This window comes from Porphyromonas crevioricanis (genome assembly GCF_900476255.1).
GTDB classification, from domain to species: Bacteria; Bacteroidota; Bacteroidia; order Bacteroidales; family Porphyromonadaceae; genus Porphyromonas; species Porphyromonas crevioricanis.
Map to the genome: position 1 here is coordinate 1,379,612 of NZ_LS483447.1, position 16,870 is coordinate 1,396,481.

Genomic DNA, 16,870 nt, shown 5'->3' on the forward strand with positions numbered 1-16,870 from the left:
CAAAGACTAACGAGCAAGTGTATCTTTTCTATAGGGCTACTCACTTTACCCGATATTGTGCAAAAGTAAAGATTTTCCCTAAATAGCATTCATTACCCGCAGACTGTAGATACAGGTAATAATACGTATCAACCTTTTGATTGATGCACATTAGCTGCTGACTACTGACTGCAAATTATTTCTTTACGAGAGAGAAAGTTCTTTTGCTGGCCTAATCCATTAATTTGCGGTATCGAATTCGCTTAGGCTCTTCATTCCCGAGTCTGCGCTTTTTGTCTTCTTCGTATTCAGAATAGGCTCCTTGGTAGAAATAGACTTGACTGTCCCCTTCGAAGGCCAGAATATGAGTACAGATACGGTCTAAGAACCAACGGTCGTGCGATATGACCACAGCGCAGCCTGCAAAGCCCGTGAGACCTTCTTCCAAAGCTCTAAGCGTGTTGATATCTATGTCGTTCGTAGGTTCATCGAGCAGCAACACGTTAGCTCCACTTTTGAGAGTGAGAGCCAAATGTAATCTGTTGCGCTCTCCTCCGGATAAAACACCACATTTTTTTTCCTGATCACCTCCCGTGAAGTTGAAGCGAGAGAGATAAGCTCTGGCATTAAGCTCTTTGCTGCCTACCTTTATCATCTCTTGACCTCCCGAAATGACTTGGTATACGGTCTTTTCTGGGTCGATATCCTTATGTGTTTGGTCAGCATATCCGATCTGCACTGTCTCTCCAATCTCGAAAGTTCCTTTGTCAGGCTTTTCAAGCCCCATGATAAGTTTGAAGAGAGTTGTTTTACCTGCTCCATTGGGCCCAATTACACCGACAATTCCGTTAGGAGGTAGCATGAAGCTGAGGTCGTCGAATAACAATTTGTCGTCATAAGACTTGGCTACCCCCTGAGCTTCTATCACCTTGTTTCCCAATCTTGGTCCGGAGGGGATATATAGCTCCAATTTTTCTTCTTTTACTTTCTGATCTTCGTTTAGCAGTTGTTCGTAGCTGTTAAGTCGAGCTTTTCCTTTAGCCTGACGAGCCTTTGGAGCCATATTGATCCACTCCAATTCTCTCTCGAGAGTCTTGCGTCTTTTGGATGCTTGTTTTTCTTCCAAAGCCATGCGCTTGGTCTTCTGATCAAGCCAGGAAGAATAGTTGCCTTTCCAAGGAATACCTTCTCCTCTGTCGAGCTCCAATATCCAGCCTGCCACGTGGTCAAGGAAATAGCGGTCGTGAGTGATACAAATCACTGTCCCTGCATATTGCTGCAGGTGCTGTTCGAGCCAGTCGATACTTTCTGCATCCAAATGATTGGTTGGTTCATCAAGCAACAAAATATCCGGTTGTTGCAGAAGAAGGCGACACAGAGCTACACGACGACGCTCTCCCCCCGAGAGAGTGTCTACCAAACGATCTTCCGGTGGGCAACGTAAGGCATCCATGGCTCTTTCTAATTTTGAGTCGATGTTCCATGCATCGGCTGCATCTATCTTATCCTGCAATTCGGCTTGTTTATCGCAGAGAGCTGCCATCTTGTCTGCATCTTCCAATACATCAGGATCCGAAAAAGCTTCATTCACTTGCTCAAACTCTTTCAGGAGATCCATGACAGGTTGTACTCCCTCTTGTATGACCTCTTTTACTGTCTTGCCTGATTCTATGTGGGGGTCTTGCTCCAAATACCCCACACTATATCCGGGGGAGAATACTACATCGCCCTGAAAGTCTTTATCCAAGCCTGCTATGATTTTAAGCAAGGTCGATTTTCCGGATCCATTAAGACCTATGATGCCAATCTTGGCTCCATAGAAGAAAGAGAGATAGATATCCTTGAGTACTTGTTTTTGTGGAGGGTAAATCTTGCTCACCCCCACCATAGAGAAAATTATTTTCTTGTCATCAGCCATAGTTCTGTATTCTCAGTTAATAGCAAAGGGCTGTCCCAGAAGTTTTACTTCCGAGACAGCCCTTTGCTTTTGTGATACGTATTTTCTGGCCACAGTCTGAAATAGAGAGAAGCACTCTGCCCGGGTGAATCCGAGCGTATGTGGCCTGATGTGTATTTTTATTTCGCTGGTGCGATATTGACGCGACGTTCCTTGATACGAGCTTTCTTACCCATACGACCACGCAGGTAGTAAAGCTTGGCACGACGCACCTTGCCATACTTTTCTACTGTCACGTTCTCAATAAAGGGACTGTCTATCGGGAAGATGCGCTCTACTCCGATCCCGTCCGAAATCTTGCGTACGGTGAAACGCTTGAGTTGCCCCTCTCCGGAAATCCGGATTACCACGCCACGGTATTTCTGGATACGTTCTTTGTTACCTTCTTTGATGCGATACTCCACTGTGATGGTATCGCCAGCCCTGAACGAGGGAAGCTCTTTGCCTGCTTTGAATTCCTCGTTTACGATCTTGATAAAATCCATTGTCTTGCTTTTTCGATTAGCTGTTCTTGCCAAACGCAATATACACAGGCCACTCTATTTTCCTGCCAGAGATTACGCAAAGCGAGTGCAAAGTAAGTCATAAATAAGGAAATAGGCAAGAGCCTGTGCTTCCGTTCCGTTGTGTTTTGCCAATTCAACCTAAGCTCCGACTGGGATATAGATTGTAGCTGTCGGTCAAAATCCTTTTCGTGACAACTCTACTCAATGAGATCGCGCCCTATATCATGCCGGTAATTTTTCCCTTCAAAGAGGACTTGTTTGGCTATTTCATAAGACTTTCCAAGAGCTTCTTCCACCGTTTTGCCATAGGCACTTACAGCCAGAACTCGCCCTCCATTGGTTACCACATGATTATCAGCCCAGCGAGTTCCCGCATGGAAGAGCATAATGTCTTCTGGGGGTTCTGGCAAATCCATTGTTATCCCCTTGGTATAATCTCCGGGATAGCCTCCGGATACGAGCATAACGGAGGTGACCGCACGTTCGTCTATTTCCATTGGGTAGTCTGCCACCTTTCCTAAGGCTATCGCTAAAAGAAGATCTACAAAATCCGATTTGATTCTTGGTAAAACAGATTCGGTTTCCGGATCGCCTAATCTGCAGTTGTATTCAATCACGTAAGGATCTCCTTTCACGTTCATTAGTCCGAAGAAGATAAACCCTTTGTAGGAAATGCCTTCTGAAGCTAGCCCATGAATGGTAGGGCGAACGATACGCTCTTCCACTTTGTCCATAAAAGCCTTGTCTGCAAAGTAGACAGGGCTCACCGATCCCATCCCTCCTGTATTTGGTCCTGTATCTCCATCTCCTATTCGTTTGTAGTCCTTGGCTACTGGAAGCAAACAATAATCTTGTCCATCCGTTGCTGCGAACACCGAGCATTCGATTCCGGAGAGAAACTCTTCTATTAGCACTGTATCCCCTGCCACTCCGAACTTGCCACCGAGCATTGCTAAAAGGCTGTCTTTGGCCTCTTGCTCCGTCTCAAGGATTTCCACTCCCTTACCCGCAGCCAGACCATCTGCTTTTAGCACATAAGGGGGGCAGAGACTTTCTATGAATGCACAGGCTTCGTCCTTTTCTTTAGCCATAAAGCTTTGGTAGCGAGCTGTCGGGATGTCATGCCTTTGCATGAAAGCTTTGCTAAAGTCCTTACTCCCTTCCAATCTGGCTCCATCTTGCCCCGGTCCTACCACGGCAACATGAGCAAGGTCCGGACGAGAGGCGAAATAGTCTGCAATGCCCAGGACAAGAGGCTCCTCTGGCCCTGTCACAAGGAGGTCAATTTGCTGATCCAATACAAAGTCGGCGATCGCAGGGAAATCTTTGGGGTCAAGATCGGGGATGTTGATCCCATAGGTTTCTGTACCGGCATTCCCGGGTGCTATGTATAGTCTGGCACAACGCTTACTCTTGGCTATGTTGTATGCCATCGCACTTTCTCTTCCTCCGGATCCCAGTAGAAGTATGGCTATTGTTTCCTGTCTGTGCAGATTTGTTGTATTTCCTTCCCAAGGCAGGTTTGTCTCGGGTTGAGTTTGTTTGGTGGATTGTTTCTGTCTCATAGTTTATTACTGTCAAAGATGAGTGGTGAAATAACGAGTGATAGTCGTGTAGAGGTGTACACGATCCGGGCCGATTACATTGTGTTTATGACCAGGGTAGACCATATAGTCCGGGTAAGTACCTGCGTCTACGCACGCTTGCACAAAAAGTAGCCCGTGTTGCCAAAGTACGACATTATCTACATCGCCATGGATGAGCAACAAACGGCCTTTCAGTTGGTCGGCCCTTTTGCAGAGATTTGTTCGTTCATATCCATCCGGATTTTGCTCCGGAGAGTCCATGTATCTCTCACCGTACATAATTTCGTACTTACTCCAGTCCATTACGGGCCCTCCAGCTACACCTACCTTGAATACTTCCGGATGAGTGAGCATCAGATTGGTTGTCATGAAACCTCCGTAGCTCCACCCGTGTACGCCCAACCGATCTGCGTCCACCCAAGGTAATGATTTTAGGAATTTGACACCTTCCATCTGGTCTGCCATCTCATTTGTTCCCAGATTTCTGTGTATTACTTGTTCAAAGGCTTTCCCTCTATTGGCTGATCCTCGGCTGTCTACGGTGAAGACGGCATAGCCCAGTTGTGCCATATAGATATCCCAACCTCCGGCCGAACTCCTCCAGCTGCGTGTTACCAGTTGAGTGTGAGGACCACCATATACATACACAATGACTGGATATTTCTTTCCCGGTTGCATATTCATCGGCTTTACCAAACGGTAGTGTAGCTGAGTTTGGTTGTCGGCTGCAGTTATGGTCCCCAACTCTATCTCGGGCATTTGGTACCCAGCATCCGGATTTATAGACTCTTGTAGGATCTGTTGTTTTTTCCCCTTTGTAGAACATAGGCGAGTGAGCCTTGCCACTGTGGGACTCTGGAATATGTCGATAAAATGGTAATAATCCGAAGAAATACGAGTGTGATGGATCCCTGGCTCAGGAGTGAGACTGTCGGGGGTCCCTCCTGAGAGAGAGACGGAATAAAGCTGCCTATCAATGGGAGAAAGCTGATTGCTTTCATAGTATAGTTTTTCTCCTTTGGGGTCTATTCCTTTGAAATCCAATACTTCCCATTCCCCTCGGGTAAGTTGGCGAAGCAATTTACCTTGTGTGTTGTATAGATAGAGGTGTTTGTAGCCATCCCTTCGACTTTGCCAAACAAATAGATCCGGATGTCCGGGAACGAAGTACATGGGGTGTAGAGGCTCGGTGTATGTGTCGTCCGTCTCGGTAAAGAGGGTTGCAATGCGCTCTCCTTGCACAAGTTCATAGGCATTGAGATCACAACGAGTTTGATCTCTGTTTACTTCGGCTATATAGAGGATCTTATTATCCGGACTCCAGCTCAGATTCGTGAGATAATGCTCCGGATCTCCTCCTGTATTGAGGTAGGTTGTGGTACCGGTTTTCAAATCGAATACTCCCACGGTCACATGATGCGAAGCCATGCCGGCCATGGGGTAACGTACCGGAATCTGTTCGGCTTTTCGCTTTTTTATATCCACGAGAGGATAGGGGGTTACCATGGAACGATCCATTCGATAGAATGCCAACTTGCTCCCATCAGGGCTCCAAAATGTGCCTTTCTCTATACCGAACTCAAATTGGTGGACTGCTTCTCCATAGGTCAGAGCTTCGTAACCGTCATGAGTAATGGCCAGTGGCGCTTGCTTGTCGCCATTCAACAGAAGGTACAGATTGTGATCTTTGACTACCACTGCGGCATCTCCTTTGGGGGAAATATCCAGCAGATCGCTTCCGGCCTTGGTGGAAAACGTAGCCTCTACGTTTTTTGTATCCGGGTTGTACACGAAAAGACCGGTAGGGTAGGAGTATAGTAGTCGATCACCATTGACTGTCTGTATTACACTTGGGTAAATAGCCGAACCCTTTTCTTGTGAAAGGCCCATTCTTGTCTGTACCTCTGCATTGGGAACAGATTGTCGAGGAAGGGATTCGATGCCTTTTCCCTGATAAGTCGGTTCGTAGAGTATATATCCGGATTCATTTGTGCTGGTAATTTTGTTACCGCACCATCCTAAACCGGGTAGGTATTGAGGGGATGAAGCCTTGAATTCTTTTCCCCCAGGAATAAGTTGCTCCAAAGAGTGTAGTTTCATCTCTTTGGTCGAGTAATTCGTATTTTGGCCTTCGACAGAGAACCGTGTACCAGAAGTCATTATGCTAATAAGCAGGAGAGAGAAAGGTGCAAAATGTTTCATATCACTGATTTGTGTCTTCGTTGCGGATTATCTGTATTTCTCTGTGAGTCTTCTTGGGAGATCTCCTCTTCTGATCGAGATCAGTATCCTCACCATCATAGATTGCTTTTTTACGGTCTTCCGGCCAATCCGTTTCTTGCTTGCGAGCTTTGCGAATACGCTGTAATCTTGCCATTTCGGTTGTTTGGGAGACTTTGCCGGAGAGATAATCTCCTATACGTTTTCTTGTGCGAGAGATCACCGGTTTTTCCTCGGTTTTTCCCCTTCGGTAAAATCCCGGTTCATAGGCTCGCTTGTCCAGAGTACCTCCTGCTCTTGTTTTTTGTAGGGTGGGCTTTCGTTCTCCTCGGAAGGATTTTTCCCGGTCTCCATTTTCCGATCTTTTCATTGCAGGCGAGGAGGTTGCAAATTTTCCTTCGTCTTCATGATACCTGCCTCTTTCTTTGGAGGTATAGCTCGTCCTATTTTTCTTGTCCTCAAATCTCTTGTTCTCTCTTTGAGGAGGACGAGTGTAATTTGCCGGGCGGGGTCTTTCTGATCTTTCCTTTTTTTCTCTGTGTATTGTAGCTGTTTGTCCTTTTTGTCTTTGTTCGGCTCGATGTTCGGAAAAAGTTCCTTCAAACAGTTCGTAGCCCCTCAATTCACAGTGGAGAGCTCCATTCATCAGCTCTTCCTTGTACATGGGTTTTAGACCTATGCTGTTGAAATGTTCGGTCTTGTGTGCCAAGATCCAAGCCTTTCCAGAGCCAAAGTTGTGTTTGAGTCGTTCTCCTATCATTGCATACAGATCTTCCCCACTGCGAAGGCCAAGTCGCTCTCCATACGGAGGGTTGGTAATCAGCACGAAAGGAGCTTCCGGTTTGGGGTGCTGTTGCATGGGCAGCACTTGCAGTTTGATATATTTGCCCAGACCGCTCCGGTCGACATTCTTTTGTGCAATCCGTATTGCTTCCGGCAGTATGTCCGACCCGTATATTTTATGCTCCGGTTCGCGTTCCTCCGAGCTATCCTGATAAAGCTCATCGAATAGCTCTGTATCGTAGTCGCTCCACGACTGAAAAGCAAACCGATCTCGATAGATACCAGGAGCGATGTTGGCTGCTATGAGAGCTGCTTCTATGACTAGGGTTCCGGATCCACACATAGGGTCTATCAGATCGCAATCATCTTGCCAACCAGTTTTGAGTATGATCCCTGCAGCCAGAACCTCATTGAGAGGGGCTTCTGTCTGAGCCACTCTGTAGCCCCTTTTGTGAAGACTTTCTCCAGAGCTGTCCAGAGAAACGGTGACATCTTGGTGAGAGATATGGATATTGATAAGGATATCGGGATTGTGCAGGCGCACCGAGGGGCGTTTGCCATACTTTTCTACGAAGAAATCGGCAATAGCATCTTTTGCCCGGTAACTCACATAGCGACTGTGCCGGAAAGTTTCGGAGTACACCACCGGATCAATTGCAAAGGTGTTGGTGGGGGAGAGTATTGCGGACCAGTCGAATTGCTGCATATGAGCATAAACCTCATCGGCATCTTGGGCCTGGAATTTCAAGACCGGTTTGAGGATGCGTAGGGCAGTCCTCAGCTTCAGATTGGCTGCATAGAGCAGACGTTTATCTCCCTCGAATGCGACCATTCGCTTGCCGGGACGAATGTTTTGTGCTCCCAGTTGGCGGAGCTCTTCAGCGAGCACGTCCTCCAGGCCATGGAGTGTTTTGGCTACTATTTCGAATGTCTCTGTCATAGATCAATGGCAGGTAGGTAGTAAGTGGAAAGGCTTTCGAGCAGAGTGATACTATTGTTTGCTCCAAGCCTTTCCTTTTTTAGGTGTGAGTCAAATGTTCCCCAAGTCTTTACGCACTTTCGCCACAGCTTCTTCTGCTGTTTTGTATGCGGTATCCAGCTCCAATTCGTTTGCAACAGGTCGGCGTAGCCCTATGTAGTACTTTATCTTGGGCTCCGTGCCGGATGGACGAATAGATAGCTTGGAGCCATCTTCAGATTTGTATTGCAGCACGTTGCTTGTCGCTGGCATTTCGAATTTTTCTGTCTTGCCACTGCGCAAATCTCTTTTTTCCAAAGATTGGTAGTCGAGTATCTCCACTATCGGGGATCCTGCAATTTGAGTCATTGGCTGCTCTCGGTATTTGCGCATCATCTCTGCTATTTCTTGGGCTCCTGTTCGGCCTTTGCGCACAATGCTGACCCCGACCTCTTTGTAGAATCCGTACTTCACGTAGAGGCTGCGCATTAGCTCGTATATTGTCAATCCCTTGTCCAGAGCCCAAGCTGCCATTTCGGCAAAAATACAGCAGGCAGATACGGAACTTTTGTCTCGGATGAAGTCTTCCCAAAGGAAACCATAGCTTTCTTCTCCTCCTCCTATGTACCTCTTTCCCAATACCTCATTCTTACGCACAACATCGGCTATCCATTTGAACCCTGTGTAGCAATCGAAGAGCTGCACCTGATAATCGTCAGCTATCGCTTTTATCAGCTCTGTGGTTACTATTGTTTTTACCACATAGTCATTGGGGGCCAGCTCTCCTTTTTCTTTGCGTCTGGCTATTGAGTAGTAGGTCAGTAGTGCACAGATCTCATTCCCATTCATGAGCACCATTTCCCCTTCTTTGTTGCGCACAGCTACCCCGATGCGGTCTCCATCCGGATCCGAAGCCAATACCATGTTGGCCTTTGTTTCGTTTGCCCGCTCGATAGCCATTTTCAGAGCAGCCGGTTCTTCGGGATTGGGTGATACAACGGTCGGGAAGTCGCCACTGATAACATCTTGCTCCGGTACGTTGAGAATATTTTCAAAGCCGAAAGCCCTTAACGCTTTGGGGACGATAGTACCGCCAGTGCCATGGATGGGTGTGTAGACAATAGCCAAATCCTTATGCCTTTGGACCGACTCCGGCGAGAGGCTTAGGGACTTTACCTTGGCTATAAAGTCGTTGTCCATTTCTTCTCCCAAAAGGGTTATCATAGAACTGTCTCCTTGGAAGCGAATCTTGTCCACAGATGAGATTTTTCCAACTTCGGCAATGATGCTCTGATCATGAGGGGCGATGACTTGTGCTCCATCGCTCCAATATACTTTGTATCCGTTGTATTCCGGAGGATTATGCGAGGCCGTTACCATCACACCACTTTGACAGCCTAGCCTGCGTATTACATAGCTGACCTCCGGAGTTGGCCTGAGGGCCTCAAATAGATATACGTAAATACCGTTGGCGGTAAAAATTTCTGCCACAGTTTGTGCAAATTGTCGGCTATTGTGCCGGCAGTCGTAGCCAATAGCCACGCTGATGCGATCCGAGGAGGCAAATTCTTTTTTCAGGTAATTGGCAAGCCCTTGAGTAGCTGCACCTACTGTGTAGCGGTTCATGCGGTTACTCCCTGCTCCCATGATCCCTCGCAGACCTCCGGTGCCGAATTCCAGATCCTTGTAAAAGGATTCGATAAGCTCTGTCGTGTCTTCACTATCAAGCATTTCTCGCACTTTGGCTTGTGTTTCGGCATCATATGCCTCCCCTAGCCAACCATTGGCCTTAGCTCTTACTTCTTGTAGGAGTTGGTTTGTATCCATATTTGTAGTCTAAATTATTGTCTATGCTACAAAGGTAGCATTTTGGGGCGATGCTTCCCGACCTATTAGCAGCCTCTATCCCTTCCGTATCGTAGCATATTGTGACGGTTTCCCTATCGTTCAATTGCCTGCTGATTTGAATAGAGGTTTTCAAATTGTATTTTTTGGAGGGATGCTATGAAGAGTGTCTTCTTATGACAATATAGTTTATTGTTGTTTTATTGCGTATTGTTTTGTGTTTTCTTTGATACCTTGTTTTTGCTTGGAATAGGTCTTATATTGACCGTTTTTCTCCCTCTTTTTTTCTCCTCATGGGAGCTGTTTTTTTATGACACGGGAGAGAATGAAATTTCTCTCCTGAGAGAAATTTTGCTAACACAGGAGAGAATAAATTTTTGTATAGGAACTATCAGCGAAAAGAGTATTAGGTTGTAGATGAGAGGTAAATGAATGGAAATGAGAGCGATTTGCGCCATGTCTCGGTGGTTTGCATTGAGGGATAAAGTGCAGAAAGCGCGGATTTATGCAGAAGTTCCGTTACCAAATCGTTAGTCCATCTCTCTAATGGTAACGAAGAGGTAAGAGAAGGTAACTGACAGAAGAGTATTCGGCAACTTACCGTTCCTTTATTGCGGTGCTTATGCTTTGTACTACAATGTTTGCGTAGCTGAAAACGCTTCGATAACGGATAACTTTGCCCATAAAAAAAGAAGCGTATGCAAACAGACAAATTCAAGGTGTTGCTCTACCTCAAAAAGGGCGGATTGAACAAGGTGGGGCTGGCTCCGATAATGGGGCGTATTACTTACGACCGCACGATGGCACAATTCAGCAGTAAGCTGTCGTGCAATCCCAAGTTGTGGAACGTGCGTGAAAGCCGACTGAATGGCAAGAGCCAAGAGGCGGTGGAAACCAATGCTAATTTGGAACGGCTTCTACTCTCGATACAGGAAGCGTATCAAGTCCTCTGTGAGCGAGGTGTGGAATTTACAGCCACAGACATCAAGGAAGCATTCCAAGGCTGTATGCAAGGACGTGTTACCCTGTTGCAACAATACGACAGAATGGTGGAAGAGGCGGAAAAACGTATCGGGACAGACATCAAGAGGCAATCGTTTGCTATCTATCGCAATACACGAAAGCAGTTAAGCCGTTTCATTCTCAACCATTACAAAGTCAAGGATTTGACCTTTACGCAAATCGAGGATGATTTCTTGGACAACTTCCAACATTATGCGAAAAGCAAGCTGGGCTATTCGCAGGCTTACTTTTGCAGGTTAGCCCAATTGGTCAAGAAGACCTGCAAGATGGCTTTCAATGAGGGAATAACGGAACGCCCCATATTGGACTTTGTGAAAATAGAGAAAGGCGATGCAAAGATGCCACGAGCATTAGATAAGGCTTCGTTTGAGAAATTGCAGAGCCTGAAGCTGAATGAATATGAAAAGGAATTGGAGACTGCACGCAATCTCTTTCTCTTCTCGTGCTATACAGGAGTATCCTATTGTGATATGATGTGTCTCAATCAGGAACATCTTTTTCTTGACGATGAGGGCAAAAGTTGGTTGAAGTTTCAGAGACAGAAGACTGATTCTTTAAGTCGGGTTAAATTACTGCCCGAAGCAGAACATATTATTGAAAAGTACAGCTCGGAAGAACGAGATACGCTTTTCCCGAACATCCCTTATACCACTTACCGCTATCTTCTGAAAGGGCTGCAACATCGGGCAGGAATAACAATTCCCATTACCGCACATCTTGCTCGCCATTCGTTCGGTACGCTGACCTTGGAGGCTGGTATTCCGATAGAGAGCATTGCTAAAATGATGGGACATTCGTCCATTGCCAGCACACAAATCTACGCCCAAATCACTGATCAAAAGATTTCCTCGGATATGGACAGGCTGATACAACAAAGGAATATATAGGCTTAAAATGAAAAGAGCTTGTTCCTCATTAATGGAGCAAGCTCTTTCTCTTTATTGTTTCATTTTTAATATCGGGAAAAGATTACCAAGTTCGTCCGTTTCTGTTCTCTCGAAAACTTGAAATCCCATTTTCTTATAGAATGCGAGAGCATTGGGATTTTGTTCGTTTACATCAATATAGCGTATTTTGCATTCGTCAATGGCGAGTCGAATAAGTCTTTTTCCTATGCCTTTTCTGAAATAATCAGGCGAAACAAACAGCATTTCTATCTTGTCGTCTGAGATGCCCATAAACGCAATGGGGCATTCATTGTCATTCACGACAAACAAATCAACCACACTCAATGCTCTTCGACCGTGAGGAATAAGATTCTGAATATCTTGTTCCGTTAGAAAAAGATGAGTTGCTCGAACAGCTCTCTCCCATACGTTTATAAGAGAATCGAGAAGTTCGACTGCTCTTGGTTTATTGATAGGGTAAAATTCTATGGTCATTTTATTTTCAATGCCTGCCTTAAATCTCGGACATATCCGACTTGCATGTACTTCAAATATATCTTTACAAGCGGTTTGGGAAACCATTTCTTAGGCTCTATGTACTCCGTGAAATCAATTGTGGCAGTCTTTTCGTTTCCACTGAAAACACCGCTCCAATGGCCTTTCATATTTTTATTCTCCATATCAAACTCCCAAAGGCAGTTAGGGTCTTGTTTTGTTATTGTAAAAACAGTTCTGCACCCACCTTTCGCAATCTCTACAAATTGCGTATCTGATACGACTTCTATCCTTTCAATATCACTTCTCCATGAGTAATCTGTAAGCGATGTTACGATTTCCCAAACTCTCTGTAAATCGCATGGAAACGTAGCTTTTATGTTTGATGTTACGACCATAAAGTTTAGGATTTCAGAAAATGTCGTTATCTCACAAATCCGTTTTTGTAGAAATCATACCATTGGGCAATCTGTTCGGGGATATTGGCTTTCAGCAATAGAAGCATCTCACGAGTGAATTCCAAATGTCCTACACCATTTGCCGTAACAATATTCTTGTTACTAACGGCTTGTGCTTCCACATATCCAGCTTCATTCGTATATTTCTCACCACCCCATTTTTTGAGTTGGTCGAGACCGTTGCCTGTGTGCTTTACATTGTTCAGGAAACCGTGAGAACAGAGGAATGAAGCACCGTTACATATTGCCCCGACGATTTTACCTTTATCTAAAGCCTCTTGCACCAATGGTGCGACAAGTTTCGCTTCGGACGAATCCCAGCGGTTGCCACCGATAAGTACCAAGGCTGCATAATCTTTCGGCATATTCTCGAAAGAGTAATCGGGCAAGGTTCTGAAACCTCCGATGGAACGGACAGCGTCCGATGTTGGGGCAACGGTATGCACTTCATACTTGATTTCACCTCCCGGTATCACGCCCACGTGAAGAGCCGTAGAGAGAAAAGCCCCCTCCCAATCGGTATATTCATTCAATAAGATAAATAATACTTTCTGTTTCATCATCAGTTCATTTATTTTATTTTCTCTCTGCCATTACTTTCGCCACGGTTTGCCACTCGTCGTTTTCGGTCATTCGCTCTTTTCTCCACAGAAAAGAAGAAGTCGCTATATCAGAGAATACATACCTCATCTTCTCTGTCGTGTTTTCAGTCAGGATAATTTCTTTGCCAACCTTTCGGGCGGTCAGTCGGATAGCCTCGCCCATACAACCATAGAAAATATCCCATGCCATTGTCTCGGGATTAAAAATACGGAGTGTCGTTCCGTATTCGGCATCGGGTTGTTTATTTATCAGGCGTTCCTCACGAGACGGGACGATAAAAAGGTCTTGCACTGCCGTACCGTCCAATACTCGGGAAAATATCCATTCGCCCTTTACCTTTCGTGGTTCGGCATCTTCCAAATGGTCGTTCCACACAATGTCCCATTCGCCTATAAGACCTCCGAAGAAATCATATTCTTCGGGGATTCGCCCATTCCTTGTATTGCTACACAATGCTGTTATAAATTCATTCATCCTAAATGTGATTCGTGCCATATCTTCTTGTTTTAGTCGTTATTCGATTGTCGGTTGGTATGGTTAAAATATGTCGTCATATTTGGCGGAATATGACAACTGTTTTATCAGTCTTTCCAAAACCACCAGTTCAGTTTTTCTTTTTCCCGATGCTCTGGTGGCGTCTGTGCAAAATAAACCGCACATCTGAAAGCGTACAATACACAACGGTCTTGCACCACTCCAACATAGTCGTTGGATAAGGTAAAGAGGACTTCGGGGTCTTTGCCTTTCAAGTCGTCAATGGAAGTTATACCTATATTCCACAAGTCGGTGGCAAGCGATTTTCCTATTCCGGGAATTACCGTTAATTCCTTAATGGTCTGCTCTTTGGTCATTGCATCTGACGAACTATATAACAAGGTTTCCCTCGTTGTCAATCTGCCAAAAAGGATTGTAGGCAACCTCGAACACATAGCCGTCTAAATCCTTAAAATAGCCACTGTAACCGCCCCAAAACACTTTCTGCGCAGGCTTCACAATGGTTGCCCCGAACCGTTCGGCTTCCTGCATCACTGCATTGACTTCTTCCTCCGATGTGGCATTATAGCTGATTGTCATGCCCGAAAAGGACGCCTGCTGATAATTCAGCGTTGTGTCTTTTTCCAATTCTTGCAGTGGATATAATCCTAAAACTATCCCACCCAAAGGGAACAATGCGTAGGCTTCCTGGCTTTGTTGCGATTTCTTCCAGCCTAAGCCCTCGTAGAAAGCCAATGCCTTTTGAAAGTCTTTTACTCCCAATGTGATTAAAGTGAGTTTCTGTCTCATAAGTTGTACATTATTTAATCCGCCAAAAAGTTACTCATTCATAGCGAGAAAGACGAATAGAACAGTAAGAAAATATCTCTTACAAATGCTTTATTTCCGATAGTTCTCTTGTAGCAGTCGATTGATGTCGGATAGTCGATAGAGGATTTTCCCTGCGATTTGGGTGTAGGGGATAATGCCCTTGTCCCGATAGTCCTGTAAGGTGTGGGGGCTGATGAAAAGCCGTTCGCAGACCTCTCGCCCCGTGAGATAGATTTCTCCCCCGAAGAGCGGACGGTGCGTTTGGGCAATCTCCCGAAGGCGTTTGCTTACTTCCTTAATGCCTGAGATGAGTTGTTTTATTTCGGGCGTTTCTTTATTTATGATTTCGTGTTCCATAGTCATTGTATTTTTCGGTTCGACTTTTCGAGGAGTGCTTCCACATCCTCTCGTTTGTAGTAGCACTTATGCCCGATTTGAATGAAGGGCAATACGGAAGTATCCCGATAATGCTGGAGCGTTCGTTTGCTGATGTTCAGGATTCGGCAAACGTCCCCGTTGTGCAACAGGTCGAGGACTTCGGGCTTCGTGCCGAATTGTTCTCTCATACAAAGAGCCAACTCTTCGATGCTCTTTTTTAGTTCCTCCCAAGCGGAGGTGTCGATAGCGGTAAATCTCATATCAATATCGTTTTAATTGTCATTTCTACTTCGTTGGATGCAAATGTACGCAGGCGAAATCCTTGTTACCAGACCTGATGAAATCAAGGGAAATACAAGGAAGTCGCAGGCAAATATACAAGCATGAATTGCCTAATTCACCCACTTATCTCTAAGTGCGTACTTGTGGCTTCGATACGGTATGAAGTGGCTCTCTTATCAGTGAAAACAGACGCTCCTTTCTCCCTCGAAGAAAAAGTATGCAGGCTTTGGCAATCCGAAGAAGTCGCTTTCCGAGCCGTCCTACTTTTGGTTCTCTTCTTTTGAGCGTTTTTGTCCCAATTTTTCCCGTTTGTGCCGTCCATTTTCGGAGCATTCTTCTGTACCTCGAAGCAACAGCCTCGTAAACCTTGGCGGTATAGGTTCGGCTTTCTAACTTGGTTTCAGCATCCTTTTTCGGGTGAAAGTCCAAAATCAAGCAAACAGAAGAAGTACGAACAATGAAAAGAAACAAGCAAACGAAAAATGCCATAGATACTTTCTTCTTTCACTGTGAAAGGAGATATACAGTGAAAGAGAAAAAGCGAGGAATGGCTTTTTGCTATTTCTCTACCGAGAAGTGCGACAAGGCTCGTCCTCCATGAGTCGACAGCCTTTCCCTTTCACCGTTTGAATCCACTTTTTATTCACACAATAATCATCGAATCAACTTATGAAATCAAGATATTACGACCTCCCCACTATCAAGGCAATACCGATAGCCGACTATCTGCACGCCTGCGGTATCGAGCCTGCCAAGCGTTACAACGGATACGCCCTCTATCACGCCCCCTACCGAGAAGACCCCAACGCCAGCTTGAAAGTGGACTTTCGGCAAAACTTGTGGCACGACTATGGGACAAGCCAAGGCGGAAGCATCATCGACCTCGTGGTGCGGATGCAAGGATGCAATGCCTACGAAGCAATGGCACATCTTGCCGAAGGTAAAGAGGAATGTTTTATTTCCTCGTCCTTTCATCGTGAAACAACCGCTTTCACGACCAATTCTACAAGTACAAGGAGCATTCTCTCCATCAGCGAAGAATTACCCCTGCCTCTACAAAGCTATCTCCGAGAGGTACGGGGGATAGACCTTGTCACGGCAAGCCCTTATCTCCGTCACGTTCGCTACGAAGTAGGAGGACGTGAATACTCCGCCATCGGCTTTGCCAATCGTGCAGGAGGGTACGAACTCCGAGATGACAAGAAGTTCAAAGGCACAATAGCACCAAAGGATATAAGCCTCATTCAAGAGAGTACTTCTGAAACGCCCTGTCTCTTCGAGGGCTTTATGGACTTTCTTTCCCATCTCACGATGAAAAGGGAAGAACCCATTTCGCCTTCCATCGTTCTGAACTCCGTGAGCAATATCCATAGAGCCATCGCCTACCTCCACGAGAAAGGTATCGATTCCGTTCGGGCTTTCTTCGACAACGACCAAGCAGGACGACAGGCTCTTCAAGTTATCCAATCGGCAGGTATCAACGTGGAGGATATGAGCCGACACTATGCTCGATACAAAGACCTCAATGAGTACCACGTTGCCCAAAGAACAGGGCAAAAACAGGTGATACCACCTCGTAAACGAGGACTTGGACGATAAGGCAAA

General features: G+C 45.7%; 16 protein-coding genes and 1 pseudogene. 3 read left to right on the forward strand and 14 right to left on the reverse strand.

Features of this window, described 5'->3' with window-relative positions:
* Positions 1-211: 211 nt before the first annotated feature.
* The 6 genes and pseudogenes from ettA to DQN70_RS06055 all read right to left on the reverse strand — a co-directional run bounded on the left by ettA (position 212) and on the right by DQN70_RS06055 (position 9,816).
* Positions 212-1,897 (reverse strand): energy-dependent translational throttle protein EttA, encoded by a 1,686-nt coding sequence (gene ettA / locus DQN70_RS06030; protein WP_023938341.1) that lies wholly within the window; start codon positions 1,895-1,897, stop codon positions 212-214.
* Between the two features lie 158 nt (positions 1,898-2,055).
* A complete protein-coding gene (gene rplS / locus DQN70_RS06035; RefSeq protein ID WP_023938339.1) occupies positions 2,056-2,421 on the reverse strand; it encodes a 50S ribosomal protein L19 in 366 nt (121 codons plus the stop codon).
* Positions 2,422-2,639: 218 nt separating this feature from the next.
* Positions 2,640-3,917 (reverse strand): phosphoribosylamine--glycine ligase, encoded by a 1,278-nt coding sequence (gene purD, locus DQN70_RS06040; RefSeq protein WP_042225632.1) that lies wholly within the window; start codon positions 3,915-3,917, stop codon positions 2,640-2,642.
* Between the two features lie 102 nt (positions 3,918-4,019).
* Positions 4,020-6,230, reverse strand: coding sequence for a S9 family peptidase (locus DQN70_RS06045; RefSeq protein WP_023939370.1), 2,211 nt, complete (start codon positions 6,228-6,230; stop codon positions 4,020-4,022).
* Between the two features lie 199 nt (positions 6,231-6,429).
* Positions 6,430-7,971 (reverse strand): annotated as a pseudogene (locus DQN70_RS06050) (THUMP domain-containing class I SAM-dependent RNA methyltransferase); the annotation flags it as partial.
* 90 nt (positions 7,972-8,061) lie between these two features.
* The gene (locus DQN70_RS06055; protein ID WP_023939367.1) at positions 8,062-9,816 is read right to left on the reverse strand and encodes a phospho-sugar mutase; all 1,755 of its coding nucleotides are present in this window, start codon (positions 9,814-9,816) and stop codon (positions 8,062-8,064) included.
* Between the two features lie 716 nt (positions 9,817-10,532).
* On the opposite strand from DQN70_RS06055, the gene DQN70_RS06060 reads away from it, so the two are divergent.
* Positions 10,533-11,744, forward strand: coding sequence for a site-specific integrase (locus tag DQN70_RS06060; protein WP_023939365.1), 1,212 nt, complete (start codon positions 10,533-10,535; stop codon positions 11,742-11,744).
* 51 nt (positions 11,745-11,795) lie between these two features.
* Here the strand turns inward: DQN70_RS06060 and DQN70_RS06065 are convergent, their stop codons facing one another.
* The 8 genes from DQN70_RS06065 to DQN70_RS06100 all read right to left on the reverse strand — a co-directional run bounded on the left by DQN70_RS06065 (position 11,796) and on the right by DQN70_RS06100 (position 15,243).
* Positions 11,796-12,239, reverse strand: a complete 444-nt coding sequence (locus tag DQN70_RS06065) for a GNAT family N-acetyltransferase (protein WP_023939364.1) — start codon at positions 12,237-12,239, stop codon at positions 11,796-11,798.
* The gene (locus tag DQN70_RS06070) at positions 12,236-12,637 is read right to left on the reverse strand and encodes an SRPBCC family protein (protein ID WP_006948561.1); all 402 of its coding nucleotides are present in this window, start codon (positions 12,635-12,637) and stop codon (positions 12,236-12,238) included. The genes DQN70_RS06065 and DQN70_RS06070 overlap by 4 nt, the downstream gene beginning before the upstream one ends.
* Positions 12,638-12,663: 26 nt before the next feature.
* Complete coding sequence (locus DQN70_RS06075; RefSeq protein WP_370664417.1) at positions 12,664-13,257, reverse strand: type 1 glutamine amidotransferase family protein; 594 nt, start codon at positions 13,255-13,257, stop codon at positions 12,664-12,666.
* 16 nt (positions 13,258-13,273) lie between these two features.
* Complete coding sequence (locus tag DQN70_RS06080; protein ID WP_024990992.1) at positions 13,274-13,774, reverse strand: hypothetical protein; 501 nt, start codon at positions 13,772-13,774, stop codon at positions 13,274-13,276.
* Between the two features lie 107 nt (positions 13,775-13,881).
* Positions 13,882-14,151 (reverse strand): helix-hairpin-helix domain-containing protein, encoded by a 270-nt coding sequence (locus DQN70_RS06085; protein WP_023939360.1) that lies wholly within the window; start codon positions 14,149-14,151, stop codon positions 13,882-13,884.
* Between the two features lie 13 nt (positions 14,152-14,164).
* Positions 14,165-14,584 (reverse strand): VOC family protein, encoded by a 420-nt coding sequence (locus DQN70_RS06090; RefSeq protein WP_023939359.1) that lies wholly within the window; start codon positions 14,582-14,584, stop codon positions 14,165-14,167.
* Between the two features lie 90 nt (positions 14,585-14,674).
* Positions 14,675-14,962 carry a helix-turn-helix domain-containing protein gene (locus DQN70_RS06095; RefSeq protein WP_023939358.1) on the reverse strand — a complete coding sequence of 96 codons (288 nt, stop codon included), beginning with the start codon at positions 14,960-14,962 and terminating at the stop codon, positions 14,675-14,677.
* A gap of 2 nt (positions 14,963-14,964) precedes the next feature.
* Positions 14,965-15,243: a helix-turn-helix domain-containing protein gene (locus tag DQN70_RS06100; RefSeq protein WP_006948555.1), complete on the reverse strand. Its 279-nt coding sequence runs from the start codon at positions 15,241-15,243 to the stop codon at positions 14,965-14,967.
* 479 nt (positions 15,244-15,722) lie between these two features.
* On the opposite strand from DQN70_RS06100, the gene DQN70_RS09510 reads away from it, so the two are divergent.
* Together DQN70_RS09510 and DQN70_RS06105 are read left to right on the forward strand one after the other, a co-directional pair.
* Positions 15,723-15,866 carry a hypothetical protein gene (locus tag DQN70_RS09510; RefSeq protein ID WP_006948553.1) on the forward strand — a complete coding sequence of 48 codons (144 nt, stop codon included), beginning with the start codon at positions 15,723-15,725 and terminating at the stop codon, positions 15,864-15,866.
* Between the two features lie 68 nt (positions 15,867-15,934).
* Positions 15,935-16,864 (forward strand): toprim domain-containing protein, encoded by a 930-nt coding sequence (locus DQN70_RS06105; RefSeq protein WP_023939355.1) that lies wholly within the window; start codon positions 15,935-15,937, stop codon positions 16,862-16,864.
* Positions 16,865-16,870: the final 6 nt, after the last annotated feature.

Excerpts from the sequence above, each read along its gene's own strand:
- ettA (WP_023938341.1), bottom strand. The coding sequence starts at position 1,897 with ATGGCTGATGACAAGAAAATAATTTTCTCTATGGTGGGGGTGAGCAAG.
- rplS (WP_023938339.1), bottom strand. The coding sequence starts at position 2,421 with ATGGATTTTATCAAGATCGTAAACGAGGAATTCAAAGCAGGCAAAGAG.
- DQN70_RS06045 (WP_023939370.1), bottom strand. The coding sequence starts at position 6,230 with ATGAAACATTTTGCACCTTTCTCTCTCCTGCTTATTAGCATAATGACT.
- DQN70_RS06055 (WP_023939367.1), bottom strand. The coding sequence starts at position 9,816 with ATGGATACAAACCAACTCCTACAAGAAGTAAGAGCTAAGGCCAATGGT.
- DQN70_RS06060 (WP_023939365.1), top strand. The coding sequence starts at position 10,533 with ATGCAAACAGACAAATTCAAGGTGTTGCTCTACCTCAAAAAGGGCGGA.
- DQN70_RS06065 (WP_023939364.1), bottom strand. The coding sequence starts at position 12,239 with ATGACCATAGAATTTTACCCTATCAATAAACCAAGAGCAGTCGAACTT.
- DQN70_RS06070 (WP_006948561.1), bottom strand. The coding sequence starts at position 12,637 with ATGGTCGTAACATCAAACATAAAAGCTACGTTTCCATGCGATTTACAG.
- DQN70_RS06075 (WP_370664417.1), bottom strand. The coding sequence starts at position 13,257 with ATGAAACAGAAAGTATTATTTATCTTATTGAATGAATATACCGATTGG.
- DQN70_RS06080 (WP_024990992.1), bottom strand. The coding sequence starts at position 13,774 with ATGAATGAATTTATAACAGCATTGTGTAGCAATACAAGGAATGGGCGA.
- DQN70_RS06085 (WP_023939360.1), bottom strand. The coding sequence starts at position 14,151 with ATGACCAAAGAGCAGACCATTAAGGAATTAACGGTAATTCCCGGAATA.
- DQN70_RS06090 (WP_023939359.1), bottom strand. The coding sequence starts at position 14,584 with ATGAGACAGAAACTCACTTTAATCACATTGGGAGTAAAAGACTTTCAA.
- DQN70_RS06095 (WP_023939358.1), bottom strand. The coding sequence starts at position 14,962 with ATGGAACACGAAATCATAAATAAAGAAACGCCCGAAATAAAACAACTC.
- DQN70_RS06100 (WP_006948555.1), bottom strand. The coding sequence starts at position 15,243 with ATGAGATTTACCGCTATCGACACCTCCGCTTGGGAGGAACTAAAAAAG.
- DQN70_RS09510 (WP_006948553.1), top strand. The coding sequence starts at position 15,723 with ATGAAAAGAAACAAGCAAACGAAAAATGCCATAGATACTTTCTTCTTT.
- DQN70_RS06105 (WP_023939355.1), top strand. The coding sequence starts at position 15,935 with ATGAAATCAAGATATTACGACCTCCCCACTATCAAGGCAATACCGATA.